Annotated in this window: 20 protein-coding genes and 1 pseudogene; 5 read left to right on the top strand and 16 right to left on the bottom strand. The window is 65.5% G+C overall.

Translation table 11 applies throughout. The features are described from left to right. Positions 1-22: 22 nt before the first annotated feature. The 3 genes from PC358_RS13355 (at position 23) to PC358_RS13345 (ending at position 1,712) form a co-directional block, all read left to right on the top strand. Positions 23-313 carry a DUF5629 family protein gene (locus PC358_RS13355; protein WP_033700512.1) on the top strand — a complete coding sequence of 97 codons (291 nt, stop codon included), beginning with the start codon at positions 23-25 and terminating at the stop codon, positions 311-313. Next, a complete protein-coding gene (locus tag PC358_RS13350) occupies positions 279-1,409 on the top strand; it encodes a lactonase family protein (protein ID WP_077068570.1) in 1,131 nt (376 codons plus the stop codon). The genes PC358_RS13355 and PC358_RS13350 overlap by 35 nt, the downstream gene beginning before the upstream one ends. 123 nt (positions 1,410-1,532) lie before the next feature. Further along, positions 1,533-1,712 carry a hypothetical protein gene (locus PC358_RS13345; RefSeq protein ID WP_033700510.1) on the top strand — a complete coding sequence of 60 codons (180 nt, stop codon included), beginning with the start codon at positions 1,533-1,535 and terminating at the stop codon, positions 1,710-1,712. A gap of 101 nt (positions 1,713-1,813) precedes the next feature. Here the strand turns inward: PC358_RS13345 and PC358_RS13340 are convergent, their stop codons facing one another. From PC358_RS13340 to PC358_RS13300, 9 genes are all read right to left on the bottom strand, one after another. Continuing rightward, on the bottom strand, positions 1,814-2,407 hold the full coding sequence (locus PC358_RS13340; RefSeq protein ID WP_033700509.1) for a glutathione S-transferase: 594 nt from the start codon (positions 2,405-2,407) through the stop codon (positions 1,814-1,816). Next, entirely contained in the window at positions 2,404-6,048 is a 3,645-nt protein-coding gene (locus PC358_RS13335; RefSeq protein WP_033700508.1) for an AAA family ATPase, read from the bottom strand. Before PC358_RS13335 ends, PC358_RS13340 begins: the two co-directional genes overlap by 4 nt. Further along, the gene (locus tag PC358_RS13330) at positions 6,045-7,283 is read right to left on the bottom strand and encodes an exonuclease SbcCD subunit D C-terminal domain-containing protein (protein WP_033700507.1); all 1,239 of its coding nucleotides are present in this window, start codon (positions 7,281-7,283) and stop codon (positions 6,045-6,047) included. The genes PC358_RS13335 and PC358_RS13330 overlap by 4 nt, the downstream gene beginning before the upstream one ends. A gap of 446 nt (positions 7,284-7,729) precedes the next feature. Next, positions 7,730-9,364, bottom strand: a complete 1,635-nt coding sequence (locus PC358_RS13325) for a BatD family protein (protein WP_033700506.1) — start codon at positions 9,362-9,364, stop codon at positions 7,730-7,732. Further along, on the bottom strand, positions 9,361-11,079 hold the full coding sequence (locus PC358_RS13320; RefSeq protein ID WP_033700505.1) for a tetratricopeptide repeat protein: 1,719 nt from the start codon (positions 11,077-11,079) through the stop codon (positions 9,361-9,363). The genes PC358_RS13325 and PC358_RS13320 overlap by 4 nt, the downstream gene beginning before the upstream one ends. Continuing rightward, positions 11,076-12,152, bottom strand: coding sequence for a vWA domain-containing protein (locus PC358_RS13315; RefSeq protein ID WP_033700503.1), 1,077 nt, complete (start codon positions 12,150-12,152; stop codon positions 11,076-11,078). The genes PC358_RS13320 and PC358_RS13315 overlap by 4 nt, the downstream gene beginning before the upstream one ends. Beyond that, positions 12,145-12,639: a DUF4381 domain-containing protein gene (locus PC358_RS13310; protein ID WP_033700502.1), complete on the bottom strand. Its 495-nt coding sequence runs from the start codon at positions 12,637-12,639 to the stop codon at positions 12,145-12,147. The genes PC358_RS13315 and PC358_RS13310 overlap by 8 nt, the downstream gene beginning before the upstream one ends. Further along, positions 12,636-13,580 (bottom strand): DUF58 domain-containing protein, encoded by a 945-nt coding sequence (locus tag PC358_RS13305; protein ID WP_033700501.1) that lies wholly within the window; start codon positions 13,578-13,580, stop codon positions 12,636-12,638. The genes PC358_RS13310 and PC358_RS13305 overlap by 4 nt, the downstream gene beginning before the upstream one ends. A 4-nt stretch (positions 13,581-13,584) precedes the next feature. Beyond that, a complete protein-coding gene (locus PC358_RS13300) occupies positions 13,585-14,544 on the bottom strand; it encodes an AAA family ATPase (RefSeq protein WP_033700499.1) in 960 nt (319 codons plus the stop codon). 232 nt (positions 14,545-14,776) lie between these two features. On the opposite strand from PC358_RS13300, the pseudogene PC358_RS13295 reads away from it, so the two are divergent. After that, positions 14,777-15,121: pseudogene (locus tag PC358_RS13295) on the top strand (T6SS phospholipase effector Tle1-like catalytic domain-containing protein); the annotation flags it as partial. A 128-nt stretch (positions 15,122-15,249) separates the two neighbouring features. Here the strand turns inward: PC358_RS13295 and PC358_RS13290 are convergent. The 6 genes from PC358_RS13290 to PC358_RS13265 all read right to left on the bottom strand — a co-directional run bounded on the left by PC358_RS13290 (position 15,250) and on the right by PC358_RS13265 (position 20,626). Next, positions 15,250-16,140: a dihydrodipicolinate synthase family protein gene (locus PC358_RS13290; protein WP_033700497.1), complete on the bottom strand. Its 891-nt coding sequence runs from the start codon at positions 16,138-16,140 to the stop codon at positions 15,250-15,252. 44 nt (positions 16,141-16,184) lie between these two features. Further along, positions 16,185-16,967, bottom strand: a complete 783-nt coding sequence (locus tag PC358_RS13285; RefSeq protein ID WP_033701487.1) for an aldolase — start codon at positions 16,965-16,967, stop codon at positions 16,185-16,187. Between the two features lie 156 nt (positions 16,968-17,123). Next, entirely contained in the window at positions 17,124-17,570 is a 447-nt protein-coding gene (soxR, locus tag PC358_RS13280; protein ID WP_081874759.1) for a redox-sensitive transcriptional activator SoxR, read from the bottom strand. 62 nt (positions 17,571-17,632) lie between these two features. Beyond that, a complete protein-coding gene (locus PC358_RS13275) occupies positions 17,633-18,103 on the bottom strand; it encodes an NUDIX hydrolase (protein ID WP_033701486.1) in 471 nt (156 codons plus the stop codon). 92 nt (positions 18,104-18,195) lie between these two features. Continuing rightward, a complete protein-coding gene (locus PC358_RS13270) occupies positions 18,196-19,284 on the bottom strand; it encodes a polyamine ABC transporter substrate-binding protein (RefSeq protein WP_050506122.1) in 1,089 nt (362 codons plus the stop codon). Positions 19,285-19,327: 43 nt separating this feature from the next. Next, a complete protein-coding gene (locus tag PC358_RS13265) occupies positions 19,328-20,626 on the bottom strand; it encodes an NAD(P)/FAD-dependent oxidoreductase (protein ID WP_033701483.1) in 1,299 nt (432 codons plus the stop codon). A 133-nt stretch (positions 20,627-20,759) separates the two neighbouring features. On the opposite strand from PC358_RS13265, the gene PC358_RS13260 reads away from it, so the two are divergent. Further along, a complete protein-coding gene (locus PC358_RS13260) occupies positions 20,760-21,707 on the top strand; it encodes a LysR substrate-binding domain-containing protein (RefSeq protein ID WP_050506121.1) in 948 nt (315 codons plus the stop codon). Between the two features lie 52 nt (positions 21,708-21,759). Here PC358_RS13260 and PC358_RS13255 read toward each other — a convergent pair whose 3' ends face one another. Then, the gene (locus PC358_RS13255; protein WP_033700495.1) at positions 21,760-22,113 is read right to left on the bottom strand and encodes a hypothetical protein; all 354 of its coding nucleotides are present in this window, start codon (positions 22,111-22,113) and stop codon (positions 21,760-21,762) included. Between the last annotated feature and the right edge of the window lie 205 nt (positions 22,114-22,318).

Below are 22,318 nucleotides of genomic sequence, written 5' to 3'. Positions count from 1 at the left end.
CACTTCTCTAACTGGTATCCCCATGTCCCCCCTTGCCACCGCCCTCGCAGCCTGCGACATGCTGCTGATCGACGGCCTACACGCCTTCGACTTCACCGCCAACGAAACCGGCCTCACCGTCGAATGCATGGACGGCCGCCAGCTGCGCCGCTGGGCCTTCACCGCCGAACAGGTCGCCGCCGCCATCGCCACGGGTGACGAGTGGCAGCTCAGCGATGCCCAGGGCGAGCATCGTCTAGTCTGTATGAGTGCCTTTCGTGCCCCGGATGAAGACGACGATGAAGCGAATCTGGACGAGCCTGCTGACCGCTAGCCTGATGACCCTGACCCTCAATGCCCAGGCTGCCACACTGCTGGTGGGCAGCTACACCGATGGCGCCAGCCAAGGTATCTACCGCTACCGGTTCGACAGCACGACAGGCCATATCGACCCCACCCCGCAACAGGTGGTCAAGAGCGTGAGCCCCTCCTGGCTGGTGCTCTCGGCCGACCAGCGGCAACTGTTCGCCGTCAACGAAACCGTTCAGGGCCACGTCAGCAGTTTCAGCGTGAGCAGCAAAGGCGAGATCAAACCCCTCAACCAGGTGGCCAGCCGGGGCGACGAGCCAACCCACGCCAGCCTCAGCCGCGACCAGCGCTACCTGTTCGTTGCCAATTACGCGGTCAAGCCAGACCCCGGTGGCAGCCTGGTGGTGATCCCGGTGGCCAAGGACGGCAAGCTCAAGGCGGTGGTGCAGCAGGCCCGGCACAAACCAAGTGGCGCCAACCCCGAACGCCAGGCCGGCGCCCATGTGCATTCGCTGGTGCTGTCGCCGGATGGGCAGCACCTGTATGCCAGCGACCTGGGCGCCGACAAGGTGTTCATCTATCGCTACGATGGCGCCAGCGCGGACCACCCACTGACCCCGGCGATTCCTGCTTCAGTGGCCTTGCCGCCGGGCAGCGGCCCGCGCCACCTGCTGTTCGACGGCAAGGGGCGACACGCTTACCTGACCCTGGAAATGAGCGCCGAGGTGGTGATGTTCGATGTTCAGGAAGGCAACCTTGTCGAACGCCAGCGCCTGCCCCTGACCGAGCGCCAGGATGCCGCGGCGAAAGCAAGTGGTGGCTTGCACCTGTCGGCGGACGGGCGCTTCCTGTATGTCAGCAATCGGGGCACGGCCAACGAGATCGTGGCGTTCAGCGTAGGTAAGGATGATGGCCAACTGGCGTTCTTGCAGCGCCGTTCGGTCGAAGGTGATCACCCTCGGGAATTTGCCCTGGACCCCAGCGACAACTTCCTGCTCGTGGCCAACCAGAAGAGTAACCAGATTGTGGTCATGCGCCGCGATCCGCGTAGCGGCAAACTGGGGGACACGGTGCAGACGCTGCCACAGAATGCGCCGTCGGACCTGAAATTCATCGAGTGACTATCGATCAGCGTGATAATGGTTACTGCCGCAATGAATTTCTAGCGGCGACCTTGGCGGCGTAAGTTTGACCCAAGGCCCAAACGGGCCAACGTCAAACCACCGCCGTCGAGGTAAGCCCAGATGAACTTCAATCTCTTCCCGGTCATCGCCGCATCCGCCATCTCCGCTTCGGTCGTGCTGCCGGCACAGGCCCATGCCGACACCAGCAGCAAGGCGTCCAGTACCCACAGCTATACCGAGCAGTACCTGCGCCAGAGCGCGCATTTTCATGCAGCCTTGAGTGGCAAGCACGGCCACTGAGCACTACCCGGCTTTTGTGTAATCGATGGACTCGCCCCCGCCGAGGCATCACAGTGCCACGGCGGGGGCGAGTCCATCGATTACACAAGGGCCGCGTCAGGTCACTTGGCCATGACGGCCTTGAACAGGTCCGACGCCAGCCACCCCTCCAGCCAGCTCCGCACCCGCGGATAAGCCGCCTCGGCGAACCGCTGCGGTTCGACCCCGGCAAACTGGCGCATCAGGGGCAGCAACGCGGCATCGGCCAGGCTCGGATGATCGGCCAGCAGGTAAGTCCGGCCTTCAAGCAGTACTTCAAGCGCTGCCAGCCAGGTTTCGGCCTGCTGGCGGTAGTGCTCGCGGGAATGCTCAGGGTATCGCTCGGCGTACTTGTACAGGTTCACCTGCGCCTTGAACGTGGAGTCGTTACGGGCGATCAGCGCCTCGGCCTGTTGCGCCGCCGCCGGGTCCGCCCGTAGCCGCCAGTCCTGCGGGTCGTTGCGTTCCAGCGCCCAGCGCATGATATCCAGGCTTTCCTCCAGCACGCCGGTACCGGTGTCCAGCACCGGCACCGTACCCTTGGGCGACAACGCCAGCAGCGCGGCCGGTTTGTTCTTCATCGCCACTTCCTCGACCCGTATCTCGCACCCGGCATAGCGCAGGGCCAGGCGCGCGCGCATGGCCCAGGGGCAGCGGCGGAACGAGTAGAGGATCACCCGCACACCTCGACGTCACTCAGGCCGTTGCCCTGGCGGCGCACCTGGATCTGCACCGGGATGCGTTCATGCATCTCCTGCACGTGGGAGATCACCGCGACCTTGCGGCCCTGAGCCTGCAAGCCGTCGAGGGCATCCATGGCCAGTTGCAGTGATTCTGGGTCGAGGCTGCCGAAGCCTTCGTCGATGAACAACGATTCGATGCGCAGGGTGCTCGAGGCCATCGACGCCAGGCCCAGTGCCAGGGCCAGCGATACCAGGAAGGTTTCACCGCCCGACAGCGAATGCACCGAGCGCAGCTCGTCGCCCATCTCGGTGTCCAGCACCAGCAGGCCCAGGGCACTGCCGCCGCGCTTGAGGCGGTAGCGACGCGCCAGCTGGCGCAACTGGCTGTTGGCATGGTGCAGCAGCAGGTCGAGGTTGTAACCCTGGGCGATCTTGCGGAACACATCGCCAGAGGCCGAACCGATCAACGCATTCAGGCGCGCCCAGCGCTGCCATTGCTGATGGGCCTGTTCGATGTCCTCGGCCAGCGCCTGATACGCCAGTTGGCGACGCTGGTCTTCGGCCTGGGCGGCGCGTAGCTCGGCGCACTGCTGTTCATGGTTGGCCAGCAACGCGCGCAGTGCTGCGAGGGACTGCTCAAGGTCTTCGGCCGTGGCCTCGACGCTGGCTTGCGCGGTATGTTGCTGCAGGCGCTGTTCACGCTCCTGCAACAGCACGCGGCCTTGTTCGATGGCCTTTTGTGCAACTTGCAGGCGCTGGCGCAGTTCGCCCACTTGTGCGTCGTCCATGGCCAGCAGGCGGTCGAGGCCGCTATCGTCGAGCTCGGGGTGTGCGGCGCGCCACTGAGCGATTTCACCCTGCAACTGCTGGTGTTCGTGGTCCAAAGCCTGCTGGCGGGCGCTATTGGCCTTGAGTTCGCCGGCCAGCTGCAGGGCATGGGTGCGGGCCTGTTGCAACTGCTCGGCAGTCTCGGCTTCGCCTGTGCGGGCGTGCTCTACCTGTTGCTCCAGATGGCGTTGCCAGTCCTCGGCACGCGGGTGTTCACCCAGCAGCTCGGCCAGGGCGGCGCGGGCCTTGTCCATCTGTTCGGCCAGCCCGCTGACCTGCAGTTGCAGTTCTTGCTGGCGCTGCACGCGGGTTTGCTGCTGGTCGTGCAGGCGCTCCAGCTGTTGCAGGCGCTGCTGATGTTCTTGCAGTTCGTCCTTTTGCTGGTCCAGCTGTTGCTGGCGCTGGGCGATCTGCTGGTCGAGGCTAAGGAAGGCCTGCGCCGGCTCATCGCGCAGGGCCTGCAGCACAGGGGGCGGCAGCAGGTTGGCGAAATCGGCCAAGGCCTGCTCAAGGCGTTCCTGGTCGGCGGCCAGAGCTTGGTGCTGCTGGTCCAGGCGGCGTTGTGCCTGCTGTTGGGCTTCGCTCGCGGCTTGCAACTGCTGATTGAGGCGGGTGGCATCCCTTTGCAGGGTCAGCAGCGTGGCTTGGCGCTGTTCGTCACGGCCGATTTCCTGGTCGAGGCGGCGCAGTTGGCTGTCCAGCCAGGCACTGCGGGCCTTGTCTTCATGGGCACTGAGTGCGGGCCACAGGGCATGGGCCGCCAGTTGCTCGGCCAGCGGCTGCAACTGCTCACTCAGTTGCGCCTGTTGATGCTGATACTCCTTGATCTGGCCATTGACCACACCCACCTGGGTGCGCAACTCGATCAGGCGGGAATTGAAGTGCTCGACCTGTGCCAGGGCCGTCGCTTCTTCGGCCTGGTCATGCCGGCCCAGGCTTTGCAGCAGCGCTTCGGGCTGATGGAAGGGATGCTCGGCGCTGCCACAGACCGGGCAGGGTTCGCCCTCGTGCAATTGCGCACGCAGTTCTTCGACGCTGGTGCTGCGCGCCAGGCGCTGACGTTCCAGCAGTTGCCGGGTGAGCGCCAGCGCCTGCTCGGCAGCTTCAAGCTCGGCCTTGGCGGCGGTGCCTTCGCCAATCAGTTGCTGGCGTTGCTGCAGGGCCAGTTGCTGGCGTTCGCGCAACGACTGGATACCCTGTTGCAGCTCCTGCTCGCGGGCATGCAGGCGCGACAGTTGTTCCACGGCACGTTGCTGTTTGCGGTTTTCCTGCAGCATGCCGCCCAACAGGTCGAGCTGTTCGGCCAAGGCCTGGGGCTCTGCTGCGGCTTCGCGGAACAGCACTTCGAGGGCGTCGCGCTGGGTTTGCAACTGCGCATTGGCCTGGCTGGCCTGGGCCTGCAGGCCCGGCAGCTCTTCGCCGCCCTGGTTCAGGCGGTTGCCGATCTGCAGCAACTGTTGCAGCTGTGGGCGATAAGCCTGCCAGGCGCTGGTGAGGGCAGCCAGGGGGGCACTCTCGGCCAGAGCAGTGTCGATCTGCGCCAGTTGCTGCTGGCCGCGCTGCTGGTGCTCGGCCAACTGCTGCAGTTGTTGCTCGAGCTCGGCGGCGGCCAGGTCGGCCTGCTGGCCGGCCTCGCGGGCCTTGGCCAGTTCTTGCTCCAGGCGGGTGAGGGTGTCTTGCTCGGCGAAGGCCTGGCGCAGGCGCGGGGCGTTTTCGCCCTGGCTGGCCTGGGCCTGGCTCAGCGCCTGACGGGCTGATTCGAGGGCCCGTTCAAGTTCGCCGATGCGGCCTTGCAGGTCGCTCTGCTGGCGGTGTTGTTCGCTGAGCTCGCTGGCCAACGGCGCGAGCTGCGCCGCCAGGGCCTGCTGACGGTGGAACTGGTGGCGCTGGGGCGCCAGGCGCTCCAGGCGCTCCAGGTCCAGGCGCTGATCGGTGAGGTGCTGCCAAGCCTGCTCGGCGGCCTGCAATGCTGAGCTGGCTTCGCCCTGCTGTACCTGCAGCTGGCGCTGTTCATCGAGCCAGGTACGTTGCTGCTCGAGCTGGCGCTCTTGCGCCTGGTCGGCCTTGAACTGCTGCTGTGCCTGCACCAGGCGCTGGTCGAGTTCGGCACGGGCATCGCTCGGCATGGGCAACAGGTGGCTGGCGCGGTCCTTCAGGGCACTGTGCGCCTCGCCGGCCTCGCGGGCCTTGCTGAAGGCACGCTGGCCAAGGCGGGTGTAAATCGCCGTGTTGGTGAGCTTTTCCAGCAGTTCGCTGCGTTCCTTGTCGTCGGCCTTGAGGAAGGCGCCGAACTCGCTCTGGGCCAGCATCACCGCGCGGGTGAACTGCTCGAAGTTCAGGCCCAGGCGCGCTTCGACCAGTTGCTTGTATTCCTGCTTGCCACTGGCCAGTACCTGCTCGCTGTCCAGGTCATAAAAGCTCTGGCGGCTGTGTTGCAGCTTGCCGTTGGCCTTGTCGCGGGCGCGGTTGGCTTCCCAGCGGGCACGGTAGCGACGGCCGTCGATGCCGACGAAGTCGACTTCGGCGAAACCGCTGCCGGTGCCTCGGCGCACCAGGTTGCGTGGGTCAGAGGTCGGGATCTCGCCGTCGGCGTCCGGCACCTTGGCTTCGCGGCCAATGTCGTTGAGCCGGGGGACAGTGCCGAACAGGGCCAGGCACAGGGCATCGAGCAGCGTGCTCTTGCCGGCGCCGGTCGGGCCGGTGATGGCGAACAGGCCGGCGCTGGCCAGCGGCTCGGCGGTGAAATCGATGTCGATCGGGCCGGCCAGGGATGCCAGGTTCTTCAGGCGGATGGCGAGAATCTTCATGGCTGTTCCTCTTCCAGCTGTGCGTCCTGCAACAGCAGGGCGAAGTCGGCCAAGGCCTGTTCATCGGCGGGGTTGCCGTAGGCTTGCTCCCAGGCGCGGCTGAACAGGTCTTGCGGGGTCATCTGGGACAGTTCGACGAAGGCCAGGTCGTCGTCCTCGGCGCTGGCGCGCCCGGCATATTCGGCGCCAATGCGGATCAGCCGCACGGCTTTGCCTTGCAGGGCGCCTTCGATTTGCTGGCGCAGGTCGGGCTGCGGTTCGTCCAGCACGACGCGCACTTCGAGCCAGGGCTGGCGGTTAGGGTCTTCGAGCAGGTCGATCACCGGCAGTTCGGCGAGCTGTGCCAGCAGCTCGCCAAGCGGTGCCGGGCCGATGCGTTGCAGGGCCACGGCGCGAGGCACCGGGCGCGCTTCGACGCTGACCAGCTCGGCACCGTCCAGCTCTACCTCCAGCACCTGGTGCGGGTAGTTGATCTCGGCGAACGACAGCGGGATCGGCGAGCCGCTGTAGCGAATGCGGTCTTCGCGGTTGACCTTCTGCGGCTTGTGCAGGTGGCCCAGGGCGACATAGCTGATGGCCTTGTCGAACAGCTTGGCCGGCAAGGCCTCGGCGTTGCCGATGATCAGGCTGCGCTCGGAGTCTTCCGACACGGCGCCGCCGGCCATGTGGGCATGGCTGATGGCGACCAGTGCCTGGTCCTTCTTGCGTTTTTGCAGGGCGGCGGCAATCAGTTGCTGGTGCACCTGGGTGATGCCTTGCAGGTAGTCGTCACCCAACTGCGGGCCGGTCACTTCCGCGGGGCGCAGGAAGGGCAGCGCCAGGCACCAGGCGCTGATTTTGCCGCGGGCGTTGGTCAGTGGGATCAGCAGGCGCTCGGCATCCAGCTGGCCTTCGTCGAGCCAGTGCACACGGCCCAGGGCGTGAGTGCGCAGGCGGCGCATCAATGCTGCGGGCAGTTCGATGCGCGAGCCGGAGTCGTGGTTACCGGCGATCATCACGATGTCCAGCTTGGGCTGTTGCTCGTGGGCCTGGACGATGAAGTCGTAGAGGCGCTCCTGGGCTTTGACCGGTGGGTTGACCGTGTCGAAGATGTCGCCGGCGATCAGCAGCGCATCCGGCTGGCGCAGGTGCAGTTGGCCGAGCAGCCAGTGGAGGAAGCAAGCGTGTTCGAAATCGCGTTCCTGGCCGTGCAGGCTTTGGCCCAGGTGCCAGTCGGAGGTATGAAACAGACGCATGGATGACCTGTTGGTGTCGAGTCGAGCAAGCGGGGGGCTTGGCTTGGATGATGGGCGTTGCGCAGGGGGGTATGGTAACTCAATGGTGGGGGAGAGGGGCATGCCTGGGGGGATTGCATGTGGGGGAATGGATGTGGGCGTACAGGTGCATTTCATGAGTCTTTCAGCGCCTATCAGATCGAGCGCCGCCCGCGCGGCGCTTCGCGGGGCAAGCCCGCTCCCACATCTGTTTCGGGCCAGTTATGCCTGATGCATTGGCGCGCGGCCCTTTGGTGCCCGCCACAATATCGCGTCGGACAAACAAGGCGGTCGCGCGCAAATGGCACAGGCCTCACTGGCCCGAAACAGATGTGGGAGCGGGCTTGCCCCGCGAAGCGCCGCGCGGGCGGCGCTCGATCTCACAGGCGCTGAAAATGCCAAGCCCTGCACCCGCTGCACCCCACATGTCACTTCGGATACAACGGCGGCAACCCCCCCGTATCCCCGGAAGGCAGCAGCACCTGCTCGGCCGGCGGAATGGTACCGATCGCCCGCCACAAATCCTCACCCTGCCAATACTGCCCACTCTCGCTATACAACGCCCCATTCAGCCCATCCAGCGCATCGGACAACGGCACGAAACGCGCCGCCATCTCCGCCAGCGTCTGCGGTTGCTGGCGTGCCCAGGCGTCGAGCGCCTGGCGCGTGGCCTGCGGGTCGTTGGCCTGGCAGGCGCGCTTGAGGTCGTCCAGCAGGGTGCGTGGGCTGGGGCCTTGTTGCGCGGCGCGCAGCACCGCCGGTTGCGAGCGCGCCCGCCACCACAAGGTGAAGCCCAGCAGCGTGGTCAGGGCCAACACCAGCGTGGCAAGCTGCCAAGGCCACAGCAAGCCGCTGCCAGAACGGCTGTCGCCGACCGGGGTGTCGGCGCTCAGCGCCGGGTTGTCCTGCACGTTCAGGGTTCGCGCCGGCAGGCTGGTGTGCTCGAGGTGATCTTCACGGGTGTTCCACCACGATACTTCCAGCGCTGGCAGAGCCAACTCGCCACTGTGGGTAGGCACCAGGGCCTCACGCTCCTCGCGGTTGGCGGTCATGCCGCGGTCGTTGATTTCGTTGCGCAGCAGCGGCTGGTCGGGGTAGCGGCGCAGGCCGGTGATCTCGGTGGCCGGCAGCGGCGGCAGCTGAGTGCTGGACAAACCGTCAGCGCGCAGGGTGATGTTGCGGGTGAGGGAATCGCCAATCTGCGTCTGCTGGCTGCCTGGGTCGGGGTTCCAGTGCTCTTCAAGGGTCAGGCTGCGTGCGGGCAGCCACGGCGCACCGGCCGGCCAGGCCGCCGGAATCGGGCGCACGGCGAGGCGCAGCGGCAGCGAGCTGACCTGCACCTGGCGGCCGGCACGCGGCGCGGCGGCGGGCGATTGTTCGTCGTCGACGCTGGCGGCGGCGGTGGCGGTAAAGGTCAGGGGGGGGATCTCCAGGCCGCCGCTCTGCTGCGGATAGACGGCATAGCGGGTTTCAATCACCCCGTGGCGCACGCCGTTGATTTCCTTTTCGTAAGTGCGCGACTCGCCCAGAGGCTCGACCTTGGCGTTGTCCAGCTGCAGCGGGCTGAGGCTGCTGTCGTCATACAGCGCCACCGAATGGTAGATGCGCAGGGTCAGCACCGCCTGGGCCTGGACATACACATCGGTGCTGTCCAGGGTCGCTTCGATGAACACTTGGGAGGCGCTTTCCTGGCGGCTGGCATCGGCCTGCAGCACTTGCAGGTCGATGGCCTGGCTGCGTGACTGGCCCAGTTGCAGTTCCGGGATGCGCAGGCTGCCGCTGCGCCGTGGCAGCAGGGTGATGATCCAGCGGGTGCTGGCGCGGGTTTCGCCGTCGAGGGTGTGCAGGCTGTTCAGCTGACGAGTGCCGCGCACCTCGAAGTCGCCCTCCAAGGCACGCAGGTCGGGCTTGCCAAACTGGGTCACGTCCTGGCTTTCGAGGGTCAGTTCCAGGCTTTCGCCGGCGCCCAGGCGGGTACGGTCGACGCTGGCTTGCAGCATCGGTTCGGCCTGGGCCAGCAAGGCCCATAAGAAACCGAGAAGAAAGACGCCGAAGCGACTCATTGTGGGTTGTCCTGATGCAATTGCTGTTCATACCAGAATTTGCGCCGCAGCAGTTCCGCCGGGTTATCGGGGATCTCCCGCAGCCACTGTTCAAGGGCTTGACGCTGTTCGGCGTCGAGGCTGGTGGACACCGGGCGCTGGGGTGGCTGGATGATATCGTCGTCGGCGCCGCCCTGATTGCCCGGTGTGGCCTGGCTGTTGTTGCTGCCTTCGCCGGGTTGTTCGGCGTTGGCGTGTTCGTCACTGCCGGGCGTGCCCTGTGCCGGGTTGCTAGCCGAGCTGCTGTTGCCTTCGGTTTCGCTGCCGGGTGTGCCTTGGGCTTCGCTGCTGGCGGCTTGCTGTTCGGCCTTGGCCTCACGCTGTTGCAGCATTTGCTGGACCAGCGCCTGGTTGTCCAGTGCCGGTTGCAGGTCGGGTTGGCGCTCCAGGGCCTGGTCATAGGCGTCCAGCGCGGCTTCCAGCTCACCACTGCGGGCCAGGGCATTGCCTCGATTGTAGTGCGCTGCCGCCGTATTGCCTTCGGAGAAGGCCTGGGCGGCACCGGCGTAATCGCCGGCCTGATACAGCGCCATGCCGCGCCATTGCGCGTCCTGGAAATGGCGCGCGGCGCTGGCCGGGCGGTTCTGTTCGAGCAGGCGCTGGCCTTGCTGGTCGGGGCGCAGCCACAGGTCATTGAACTCGAACGCCTGGCTGGGCTGCGGCAGCGCCAGCAATAGCGGCAGGCAGAACAGCCAGCCGCGACGGCCGGCGCAGGCCGCCAGCAGCAGCAGTGGAATCAGCAACCAGTAGCCCTGGTCTGCCCAGCTATCCAGTTGCAAGGTCTGGCCGTCGTTACGTAAGGCGCGCGGGTTGTCGAACAGGCCCAGGCCGCGCAGGTCGAGGTCGTCGACCCGGGCATTGCGGTAGCGCCCGCCGGTGCTGCTGACAAATGCCTTGAGGCTGGCGCTGTCCAGGCGTGGCAGCAGGATGCCGCCCTGGTCATCCTTGAGGAATTCGCCGTTGGCCTGCCGCACCGGGGCGCCGTCGCGGCTGCCGATGCCCAGCATCAGCAGGCTTGGGCCCTGGCGGCCGAGGGCCTGGACGATGCCTTGGCGTTCTGCTGCGCTGAGCGAGGAGCCAATCAACAGCAGGCGGCCTTGCCCCAGGCCGCTCTGGGCCAGCAAGGCCAGGCCTTTTTGCACCGCCAGGTCTGCGCGCTGGCCGGGTTTGGGCATGATCGACGGGTCGATCGCCTCCAGCAGGTTGCGGGTGGTGCCCAGGTCGTCGGACAGCGGCACCAGGGTGTGGGCGGACCCTGCGTAGACGATCAGTGCGGTCTGGCTATCGTGGCGGTGTTCGAGCAGGTCGAGGACCTTGCGCCGGGCCTGCTCCAGGCGGTTGGGTGGGCTGTCCTCGGCGAGCATCTGTGGGGTCAGTTCAAGCAGGATCACCAGCGGGTCGGCCGGGCGTTGGCGGTTTTCTTCCACGCGTTGCCAGCTCGGCCCGAGCAGCGCCATGACCACCAGTGCCCAGGCCAGGCCCAGCACGACCCAGGGCAGTTTGCTGGTGCTGCCGCTGCCGCCCCCAAGCAGCACGGCATGGAAGGCCGGCGGCAAGATCATCTGCCAGCGCCCGGCGCGTTTGCGCCGGTGCCAAAGCTTGAACAGCAGCCAGCCGAGCAGCGGCACGACCAGCAGCCAGAGGGGGCGCAACCATTGTGGCCAGAGCTCGATCATCGCCGCCTCCTCAGCCGCAGGCGTTTGAGGCGCTGGCGCCATTCCGGATGCGGCTGCAGAAAGCGCGGTTTGCGCAGCAGGCGCTGCAGCCGGTTGTCGGGCCATTGCACGGCCACTACCAGCAGCACGCTGAGCAACAGCGCCAGGGCCAGTGGCCAGGCATACAGGGCCTTGGCGGTGCGCGCCTGGGTCGGCTGCTGGGCCACCGGCTCCAACTGGTCGAGGGCGTCGCCGATGGCGTCCAGTTCGGCGCCGTCGTGGGCGCGGAAGTAGGCGCCGTGGGTCATGTCGGCGATTTCCTTGAGCGAGGCTTCGTCCAGGTCAAGGCTTGGGTTGAGGCCCAGCAGGCCTGGGGTGCCGCTGGCCTCTGGGTTGGCACCGATGCCGATGGTATAGATGCGCACGCCTTCCTGGGCGGCCAGGCGGGCGGCGGTCAGCGGGTGGATCTGCCCGCCGTTGTTGGCGCCGTCGGTGATCAGCACCAGCACCCGGCTCTGTGCCGGGCGCTGGCGCAGGCGCTTGACCGCCAGGCCGATGGCGTCACCGATGGCGGTGTTCTTGCCGGCGATGCCGATCTGCGCTTCGTCGAGGAAGGTACGCACGGTACGCCGGTCGAAGGTCAGCGGGGCCTGCAGGTAGGCCTGGCTGCCAAACAGGATCAGGCCGACCCGGTCGCCTTCGCGGTCCTGAAGAAAGTCGCCCAGCAGCGCCTTGACCAGGTCGAGGCGGCTGATCTCGTCGTCCTTCCACTGCATGTCGGGGAAGTCCATCGAGCCCGACACATCCACCGCCACCAGCAGGTCGCGACCGCTGGCCGCCACCGGTACTGGGTCGCCGAGCCATTGCGGGCGGGCTGCGGCCAACAGCAGCAACAGCCAGATGATGACGAAGGGCGCCTGTTGGCGCCAGGTCGGCAGGTTGAGCCGCGCCCGGCGCCCGGCAAGGCCTTCCAGCTCGTTCAGGAAGCCCACCTTGAGCACCGGCTCGCCACTGTCGGCGGCGGGCAGCATCATGCGTGCCAGCCACGGCAGCGGCAGCAGGGCGAACATCCACGGCCAGGCCAGTTCAAACATGCTTGCGGATCCAGGTTTCGACAGCCTGGCTGAGGCCGACGATGGCTTTGTCGTCGAGTTTGCACTCAGGCTTGTAGGCGCCTTCGACCAGCACCATCCAGCGGGTCAGGCCGGCGGCCGGGCAGCGGTTGTCGAGAAATGCCAGCCACTGGCGACCGTTGAGCGTGTGGCTGTTGGCACCGGGGTAGTGGCTGCGGCACAGGCGCTTGAGCAAGCCGTTGATCTGCTGCAGCCAGGCGCCGGCCGGGGCTCCGTCATAGGGGCGCGGCAGGCGAGCAAGTTCGGCCAGGGCGGCCACGCGCACTGGGTCGAGCGGTTGCTCGGCACGCACGATGCGGCGTTTGCCGGGGCGCCAACGGCGCATACGCCACAGGCCCCAGGCAAGCAGCGGCAGCAAGGCCAGCAACACCCACCAACCCGGTGCCGGTGGCCACAGGCCGATTGCCTCTGGGGTGATCAGCGGGTGCAACTGGTCCAGCGGGTTCATTTGCTGCTCCCCGCGCGCTGGGCGTTAAGGTACTCGCGCAACTGCTCGATCATCTCGCTTTGGGTGCTCAGCGGCATCAGCACCACGCGCAGCTTCTGTGCCATCAGTTCCCAGCGCTCGATACGCGACTCGGCTTGCTGGCGGTAAGCCTGGCGCAGGCTGGCGTCCAGGGTGTCGAGCTCCAGTTGCGCGCTGCGCTGGGCGAAGCGCAACAGGCCGGCAGCGGGCAAGGCGTGGTCGAGCGGGTCGGAGACGGGCAGCAGCAACAGGTCGCAGTGGCGTGAGAGCATGGCCAGGTGTTGCTCGACCTGGTCGGTCAGCGCGCGTTCGTCGCAGATGATGATCGCCAGGCTGCCAGGGCGCAGCACTTCGCGCGCCCGGCGCAAGGCCAGGCCAAGGCTGTCGGCCTGGGGCGTGGCTTCGGTGTGCAGCGACTGGTTGACCTTGGCCAGGCGGTTGAGCAACTGCAGCAGGCTCTGCTTGCTGCGCCGCGGCTTGATTTCGTGGTGTTCGTTGTCGCCGAACACCAGCCCGCCAATGCGGTCGTTGTGCCCCAGCGCTGCCCAGCCGAACAGTGCTGCGGCCTGGGCTGCCAGTACCGACTTGAACATCAGCCCCGAGCCGAAGAACAGCCGCTGGCTCTGCTCGACCAGAATGAAGATCGGCCGCTCGCGCTCTTCATGGAACAGCTTTGTGTGTGGCTCCTGCGTGCGCGCGGTGACGCGCCAGTCGATGTTGCGCACATCGTCGCCGGCCTGGTAGACGCGCACCTGGTCGAAGTCCACGCCGCGTCCGCGCAGCTTGGAGTGGTGCAGGCCCACCAGCGGGCTGCGCTGGCCGGGCCGGGAAAACAGCTGGATTTCGCGCACGCGGTGGCGCATGTCGATCAGCTCGGCAAGGCCGATACGGATGCCGGGCTCGGCCAGCTGCGCGGTGGGCATGGGCTCAGGCAACGGCGACGACGTCGAGGATACGCTGGACCACCCGGTCCTGGTCGATCCCCGCAGCCTCGGCCTCGAACGACAGGATGATGCGGTGGCGCAGCACGTCGAACAGCACCGCCTGGATATCCTCGGGGCTGACGAAGTCGCGCCCGGCCAGCCAGGCATGGGCACGTGAGCAGCGGTCCAGCGAAATCGAGCCGCGGGGGCTGGCGCCGTAGGCGATCCAGTCGGCCAGTTCGGTATCGAACTTGGCCGGGGTACGTGTGGCCATCACCAGTTGCACCAGGTATTCCTCGACGGCGTCGGCCATGTACAGGCCGAGGATTTCCTTGCGCGCGGCGAAGATCGCCTGCTGGCTGACCCGGCGCTCGGGCTTGGTCTCGCCGCCCAGTGCTTCGCCGCGGGCCTGCAGCAGGATGCGCCGCTCCACCGCAGCGTCCGGGAAGCCGATTTTCACGTGCATCAGGAAGCGGTCGAGCTGAGCCTCGGGCAGCGGGTAGGTGCCCTCTTGCTCGATGGGGTTCTGGGTGGCCATGACCAGAAACAGCGGTGACAGGTCGTAGGTACTGCGGCCCACGCTGACCTGGCGCTCGGCCATGGCTTCGAGCAGCGCCGACTGGACCTTGGCCGGGGCGCGGTTGATTTCGTCGGCCAGCACCAGGTTGTGGAAGATCGGCCCCTGCTGGAACACGAAACTGCCGGTTTCCGGGCGGTAGATTTCGGTGCCGGTAATGTCGGCAGGGAGCAGGTCGGGGGTGAACTGGATGCGGTGGAACTGCGCTTCGATACCCTCGGCGAGCTCCTTGATGGCCTTGGTCTTGGCCAGGCCCGGGGCGCCCTCGACCAGCATGTGGCCGTCGGCCAGGAGCACGATCAGCAGCCGCTCGACCAGCTTCTCCTGGCCTAGGATCTGGGAGGAAAGAAAGGTGCGCAGCGCGATCAGCGCTTCACGGTGTTCCATCGGCGACGGTTCCTGGTATTGGGCCGCAGGCGCGCTGGGGGCAGCTGCCTCGGCAAGGGGTGATACTTTAATCTATCCGGGGGGGTGGCGACTAATGGCGGCTGGCAAATTTATCCAGGCCGTTGCCTGCGGCGTCATCGAAAAGTCCCGTGCAAGGTTCGGAGTCGGCTGATGGTTTGCCGCTGCGTCCTGACGCCTGCCGGTGCTCTTTGGGCAAGCAGGATGCACCTCGCAGCGGGTGCCGGGGCATTTGTCGCGGGTCTACCTGAGCATCATGCGTGAGTTGGTGCTGCGCGCGGGCGTGCCGTTTGCCGAGTTGGGCAACGATGAGGCCTATGCAGTGCCGGATGAGTTGGGCGAAATCAGCCGCAAGCTGCATGATTTTGCCTTGGGGCGTAGTGACCACGCGCATTTGACCGAGCAGGAGCAACGGCTGTTGCGCGAGCGCTACATTCATACATCGGCGAACTGGAACCCTGTTAAAGGGCTGCGCAATAGCACGCTTGACTTGCTGTTCGTCAACCGGCCCGGTGAGGCGGGGCGGGTGGTGCATTCGGATGGCAGTGTCCGTGGCTGAGGGTAGGAGCGGCCTTGCGTCGCGAAAGGGGTGCGAAGCAGCCCCAGGATCTCAGCTTCGCCGCATAGATTGCTGGGGCTGCTTCGCACCCCTTTCGCGACGCAAGGCCGCTCCTACAGGGGCGTGCGTTACTGGGGCGCGAGCGCGTCCAGCAGCCCTTTGAGGTAGGCACGGCCTTGTGGGTCCAGCGGCTGCAGGGGCAGTCGCGGTGCGCCCACATCCTGGCCCCGCATTTTCAGCCCAGCCTTGATGGTGGTGGGCAGGCCACGGCGGGTGATGTACGCCAACAATTCGTATTGGCGGTAGAACAGCGCACGCGCCTCTGCCAGCTCGCCGTTCTGCACGGCGTCCCACAAGGCCAGGTTCAACGCGGGGATCAGGTTTGGCGCTGCGGTGCACCAGCCCGTGGCGCCGGCAACCAGGGCTTCCAGGGTGAGCGGGTTGCAACCGTTGTAGAACGCCACCTTGCCTTCGGTCGCGGTGTACAGGCGGTGCATGCGCTGAATATCACCGGTGCTCTCCTTGACCATGGTGACATTGGCGACTTCGCCCAGAATACGCAGGATCAGCTCAACCGACAGGTCGGTGCCGCTGGTGCCCGGGTTGTTGTAGAGCATGATCGGGATGTCGATCGCCGCGCCGACCGCTCTGTAGTGGTCGACCACCTCGGCCTCGGTCAACTTCCAATAGGAGACGGGCAACACCATCACCGCCGTGGCGCCGCACGCCTGGGCCAGGCGGGCACGTTGCACGGTACGCGCGGTGGTCAGGTCCGAGACGCTGACCACGCTGGGTACGCGGCCGGCGATCTTCTCCAGGCTGAAGCGAACCACAGATTCCCACTCGCTATCGGACAGGTAGGCGCCTTCGCCGGTACTGCCCAGCGGGGCGATAGCGTGCACGCCGGCCTGGATCAGGCTGTCGATGGATCTACCCAGTGCGTTCAGATCGACGGAGCCGTCTGCCGCGAAGGGGGTGATGGTGTAGCCGATGACGCCGCGAATTACAGGTGTAGACATGACCAGGTACCTTTGCCGTTGTTCAGGAAGGGGGACAACTTCGATCAGCCCAGGCAGTCGCCATGGGCACGCAAGGCACGACGCGCGTAATAGCTGAACGCGGCGCCATGGCGTTTTGGCGTGGAAATCCAGTCATGGGCTTCTTTGCCAAGTGCTTCGGGGATCGGGCGGATCTCACCGGCGCCCATGGCCAGCAGCTGCATCCTGGCGGCGCGTTCGAACAGTAGAGCAAGCACACAGGCTTCCTCGATCGAGCGGCCGGCGATCAACAGGCCATGGTGTGAAAGCAGGATCGCCCGCTTGTCGCCGATGGCCCCGGCGATGATCTCGCCTTCTTCATTGCCCACCGGCACACCCGGCCATTCCTTGAGGAAGGCGCAATCGTCGAACAGCGGGCAAAGGTCCATGTGCGAGATGGCCAGCGGCACTTCGAGCATCGACAGGGCGGCGCTGTGCAACGGGTGGGTATGGATGATGCAGTTCACGTCGGGGCGTGCGCGATACAGCCAGCTGTGAAAGCGATTCGCTGGGTTGGCCATGCCGTGGCCGTGCAGCACGTTCAGGTCTTCGTCGACGACCAGCAGGTTGGAGGCCGAAATCTCGTCGAAGCCCAGGCCAAGCTGTTGGGTGTAGTAGGTGCCAGGCTCCGGCGCCCGTGCGGTGATCTGCCCAGCCAGGCCGGAGTCGTGGCCGCCGTCGAACAGGATTCGGCAGGTCAGGGCGAGTTTCTGCCGCGGGGTGTAAGTGTTGTCGGCCAGCGCAGTCAGCATCTGCTGCTGGGCATGTTTGACGAGCTGGTCCTTGGGGGTCTGCATGGTCGTGGTCACGGAGAGTACCTGCATGAGAAGGCGGTAATGACTACCTGGCTGGCACAGCGTGCAAGCTAGGACACACATCGATACTAATGACACTTTGTGTCATAAGCAAGCAATGTGTCATCGCTTCTCGATGATCAGATACAGGTCGCCATGAAAGGCCGGCGCTTACCGTCCCCCGGCAGCGCCGCCATTTTCCAGGATCCTGGCCCCCGATCCCTCCTTGCCCAGCACGTCCTCGGGGTTGCGCAGCGGGCAGTCTTGCAACGACAGGCAACCGCAGCCGATGCAGTTGTCCAGGCTGTCTCTCAGGGCCTCCAGCGTGCGAATGCGGGCGTTCAGGTCTTCTCGCCAGGCCGATGACATCTCGCCCCACTGGGCGGCCGTGAGTTTGCTGTTCGGCGGGTAGCGGCCCAGGGCGCGTTTGATTTCTTCGAGGGGGATGCCGGTGCGCTGGGCCACCTTGATGATGGCGATGGTGCGCAGCACCAATGCGGGGTAACGCCGCTGGTTGCCGGCGGTACGGGTGCCGGCGATCAGCCCTTTGGATTCGTAGAAGTGCAGGGCGGAGACCGCCACGCCACTGCGTTTGGCGACCTCGCCGACGGTGAGCAGCCGCGAGCTGTCGGTGGATGATTTAACTGTCACGCCGGTTGACCTCAAGTTAGCTTGAGCTCTTATAGTCCCGCCCGATCGTTCCTGCAACCACCCAGCAGGTGCGCATCTGGCCAATGGCCGCCTAGTTTCAGCGAATTGCTCAAGTAGCCCAGTGCTCGCTGAAAGACCGGGTGGCACTCGGCATAGGGCAAATGGTCGAGCGCAGCCCAGAAGAACTCGAACGTATGGCCATGGTCATCCAGTGTCTGGTGAAGCCATCGCTCAGGTAGAACACCCTCTGCCCGGCACAGGTGAAACGACCAGGTCTGCCCAAGATGGCCGGAATCCCAGCACCCCAAATCGTCCCCGATCGTGGCGTTGTGGATACCAGACTCTTCATGCAATTCACGCAGGGCGGCTTCCCGCGGCGTTTCGCCGTTTTCAATGGAACCCTTCACCAGCTGTACGCCCGCCAGGGGATGACGGAACAACAGAATACAGGGCGGCGACGAGGGAGAGAGGACGACTGCGCACGCCTTGTCCGGGAGCATGTTGATTTCCGTATCGATAAACAGGGGGGCAGCATCATACGCGCTCATGCGCTCGCAGGTGTCGACAGCGCTTGCAGGCAGCACGCAGCCGCTCACTTGCCGCTGATCACCCGGGTCCACAGCCGGGTGCTCAAGCGCATGCCCGCCGGTGACAAGGTCTGGATCGGGAACAGCGTATCCAGCACGGCCTGGGGCGGGTACACCGCCGGGTTGTCGCGCAGCGCCGGGGCCACATACGGTAATGACGCCGCATTGCCGTTCGGGTACTTCACCGCATTGCTGATATGCGCCATGACCTGGGGGTCGAGCAGGTAGTTGAGGTAGGCGTAGGCTGCATCCAGGTGTGGCGCAGCTTTTGGAATCACCACCATGTCCACCGCCACCGTCGAGCCTTCACGGGGAATGCTGTAGCCCAGGTGCACGCCGTTGTTGGCCTGCTGCGCGCTGTTCATCGCCTGCAGCACATCGCCGCTGAAGCCGATCGCTACGCAGATGTTGCCGTTGGCCAGGTCGCTGACGTACTTGGACTGGTGGAAGTAGCTGATCGACGGGCGAATCGCCATCAGCGCCGCCTCGGCATGCTTCAGGTCTTCAGGGCGCTCGCTGTGCGGGTCGAGCCCCAGGACCTTGAGGGTGATTGGCAACACCTGCGTCGGGTTGTCGAGGAACGCCACGCCACAGGCACTGAGCTTGCGGATGTTTTCTGGGTTGAACAGCAATTGCCAGGACTGGGTGACATCGGTGTCGCCGAAGATCGCCTTGATCTTGTCGACGTTGTAGCCGATGCCGGTGGTCACCCACATGTAGGGGATGGCATGGCGGTTGCCGGGGTCGCTGGCCTGCAGCAGTTGCATCAGCTTGGGGTCGAGATTGTTCCAGTTGGGCAGCTTGCTGCGGTCGAGCGCCTGGATGGCGCCGGCCTTGATCAGCCTGGGCAGGAAGTGGTTGGACGGGCTGACCAGGTCGTAGCCGCTGCCGCCGGTCATCAGCTTGGCCTCGGTCGTCTCGTTGCTGTCGATAAGGTCGTAGGTGGGCTGGATGCCGGTGCGGCGGGCGAACTCGGCCAAGGTGTCATCGGCAATGTAGCCGCTCCAGTTGGCGATGTTGACCGATTCGGCGGCCTGGGCCGTCAGGCTGAACAGCGCCGCGGACAGCACGGCCATGCAGGTACGTTTCATCATCTTGCCCTCTGTTGTTGTAAGTGTTCGCAAGTGCTCATGGCAGTCAACGTTCGCGCCGCGCGCGGCGTACTTCCCAGGCCATGCGCAGGGAGGCGCCGATATCGAAGAACGGGCGTGGCGGCAGGTAGCCGGGTTGGGCCTGTCCGAGCACGTCGGTGAGCAGCGCCGAGGTCGATGTGCTGGCCATGTCGACCAGCAGCCTGCCCCACAGGGTGCCGCGGGCGACGCCCGAACCGTTGCAGCCGGCCACGGCATGCAGCCCTTCATCGATCCGTGCGAAGCACGGCTCGCCGGAGCGGGTGCCGCTCAGGTGGCCGGTCCAGGTGTATTCGAGGTCCGTGGCGGCCAGCCCGGGGAAGCGTTTTTCCAGCCCTTGCAGATGTTGCTGGCGACGGGCCTGCAACTGCGTGCCATTGAGGTCGCGCTGGCGGTACTCCACCGTGTTGCGAATCAACAGCCGTCGGCCCGGCAGCAGGCGCAGGGTCGCGCCGCCCGGCAGGGTCGACAGCACGCCCCAGGTGCGCTCGCCGAACTGGCTTTGCCAGCGAGCCTCGGTCAAGGGGCGGGTGATGCTGGCGCTCAGTTCCAGCGCGAAGGTGCCGCTATGGTGCACGCCGACCCGGGGCAAGAACGCCCCGACGCAGGCCAGCACTTGGGGCGCGTTTATAACGCCGGCTTCGGTCTGGGCCTGCCAGCCACGCCCGGCGCGGCGAAGGCTCAGCACCGCGCTGTGCTCGTATACCTCCACCGCCTTGGGCAGGCTGTCGGCAAGGCCGCGCACATACTTCGCCGGCTGCAGCAGTGCGTTGCCACCGGCGCAATGGATGGCGCGGGTGTAGAAACTGCTGCCAAGGCGCTGCTGCAACGCTTCGCCTTCCAGGTAGCGAGCGTTGGCGCCAACGGCCTCCAGTGTGTGGATCACGGCGTCGGCCTGCTGCAGGTGCGCGGGTCGATGCACGGCAAAGTGATAGCCCGCGTCATCGTATTCGCAGGCGATACCCAGCTCGCCGATACGCTGGCGCACCTCCTGTGCGGCCGCCACACCAATGCGCGAAGCCACGGCAAAGCCGGCAAAGCCTGGGTTGCCGAGCAATTCATTGGGCGAGGGTAGTTCATGGCTGACGGCAAAACCCGAGTTGCGTGCCGAGGCACCCTGGGCCACTCGCTGCCGGTCAAGCACGACAATGCGTTGCCCTGGGAAACGTGCGGCCAGCGTGTGGGCTGCGGCAAGGCCGGTGATGCCGCCGCCAATGATCAGCCAGTCGCAGGCGTGCTGGCCTGAAAGGCGCGGGTGCGGGGCAGACTCGCCCGCCAAGGTGATCCATCCACAGCGGTTGTCGATTGCCATCAGCTCCTCCACAATCAATGCGCACCGGTTATCGGTGTTGGTCTTGGGTGCGCCTTCAAGGCTTAATCTACGAGGGCTGTGGCCTTGTTTCTAACGCTAAAATTTCATTCAGCTATTCTTGAAACGCATGGATAAAATCTTTCGTGTGCCCTCGCTTCAAGCCCTTCAGGCGCTTATCCACGTAGCGGACAGCAGCAGCTTTACCGAGGCCGCCAGGCAGCTGCACTTGACCCAGAGTGCGATCAGCCGCCAGGTTCAGCAGCTGGAGGAGCATTACGGTGTGGCGCTGTTCGACCGCACCAGCCGCAAGGTGGCGCTGACCGAGCAGGGCCGTGATGTGTATGCGGTGGCTTGCGAAGCGCTGAACGGTCTGCGGGCCCTGGCGCAACGGCTTTCCCCGGCACCGGTGGATCGGCCGTTTCGTATTCGTATCTTCGTGTCACTGGCGGTGCGCTGGCTGCTGCCCAGGCTAAGCAGCTTCTACGCACTCAACCCGGCGTTATGCCTGTCCATCGAAACCGTGAGCGGGGAGGTGGTGGACACCAGCGGGGATTGCGATGCCTACGTGCTGTATTTGCGTGACGGCCTGGATGGTCGACCCTTGACGGTCTTGTTCGATGAGTACCTGGTGCCGGTCTGTGCGCCAAAGCTGGGCGACGGGCAGTTGCCGCCACGCTCGCTGAAGGCGCTGGGTGAGCATGCGCTGATCCATGGCTCGACCGCGCGTCACGAGTGGAACCTGTGGCTGCAGGCGCACCAGGAGGGCCCCGAACGCAGTTACAAACACCTGATGTTCAACCTTGACGACCTTGCCCTGGATGCTGCCGCCCGCGGCCTGGGCGTGGCCATGAGCGACCAGGTGCTGGCGCACGACGCACTGGCCCGGGGCGACCTGATCGTGCCGTTCGGCGCACCGCTGAAGACCGGTGGCGTGTACGCGCTGTGGTTACGCGACAGCGGCGTCGCGCACCCGGCCTGCAAGGCGGTATTGCAGTGGTTTGAGGCGCAGCTGGAGCGCACGCGCCAGGCGAATAGCGAATGGCATGATCTGGGCGTGACCAGGTCAGCGCCCTGATGTAGTCCATTGCCGAAACAAACTTCTGCCTTCGCGGCCCTTCAGGCTTGCATCAGACCTCGCAGACGAACGTCCCGGTCCCCTGCAGAATGTTCTGCAGCGTTTCCTTCACCTCGTCCATATCGCTCAGTTCGCTGGTCAGGATGATCTCCAGCGTTTCATCCCCCTTCAAGGCATCGCGATCCCCGGCCGCCACTTCGATCAGCAGGCGCTGGGCAGTCAAGGTCACCTTCAAGCCATCCAGCGTCGAGGGCTCGTCATCGAGCGTCAGGTCGACCGTGTCTTCATCCGGGTAACGGGTGAGCAGGACCATCTGACCCTTGTCGCCGTGGCAGCAGAGGGTCGCCATGTTGTCTTCCTCGTCATCGCAAGGGTTGGCGAAGAGCAGGGCGGTCTTGATTTGCATGAACAGGCTCGGGTCAAAGGAAACGGAAGGGAATTCTGACAGTCTTGTGTACATCCATAAACGTAAAGTTACCGCCCCTTGACCGAAATTGTCGCAGCGCTGCAAGCGCTGGTGACTACTCAGTCGTTAAGCTTCGGCGAGCCCTGAGCGTGCCACGCACGTTCAACGCCTGGTTTAACCGTCCGCCTTGCCACGGGTTGGCTAT

Source organism: Pseudomonas capeferrum, assembly GCF_000731675.1.
Taxonomy (GTDB): Bacteria; Pseudomonadota; Gammaproteobacteria; order Pseudomonadales; family Pseudomonadaceae; genus Aquipseudomonas; species Aquipseudomonas capeferrum.
The sequence above is the reverse complement of the archived record's forward strand: the minus strand, read 5'-3'. Positions and strand labels throughout refer to the sequence as shown.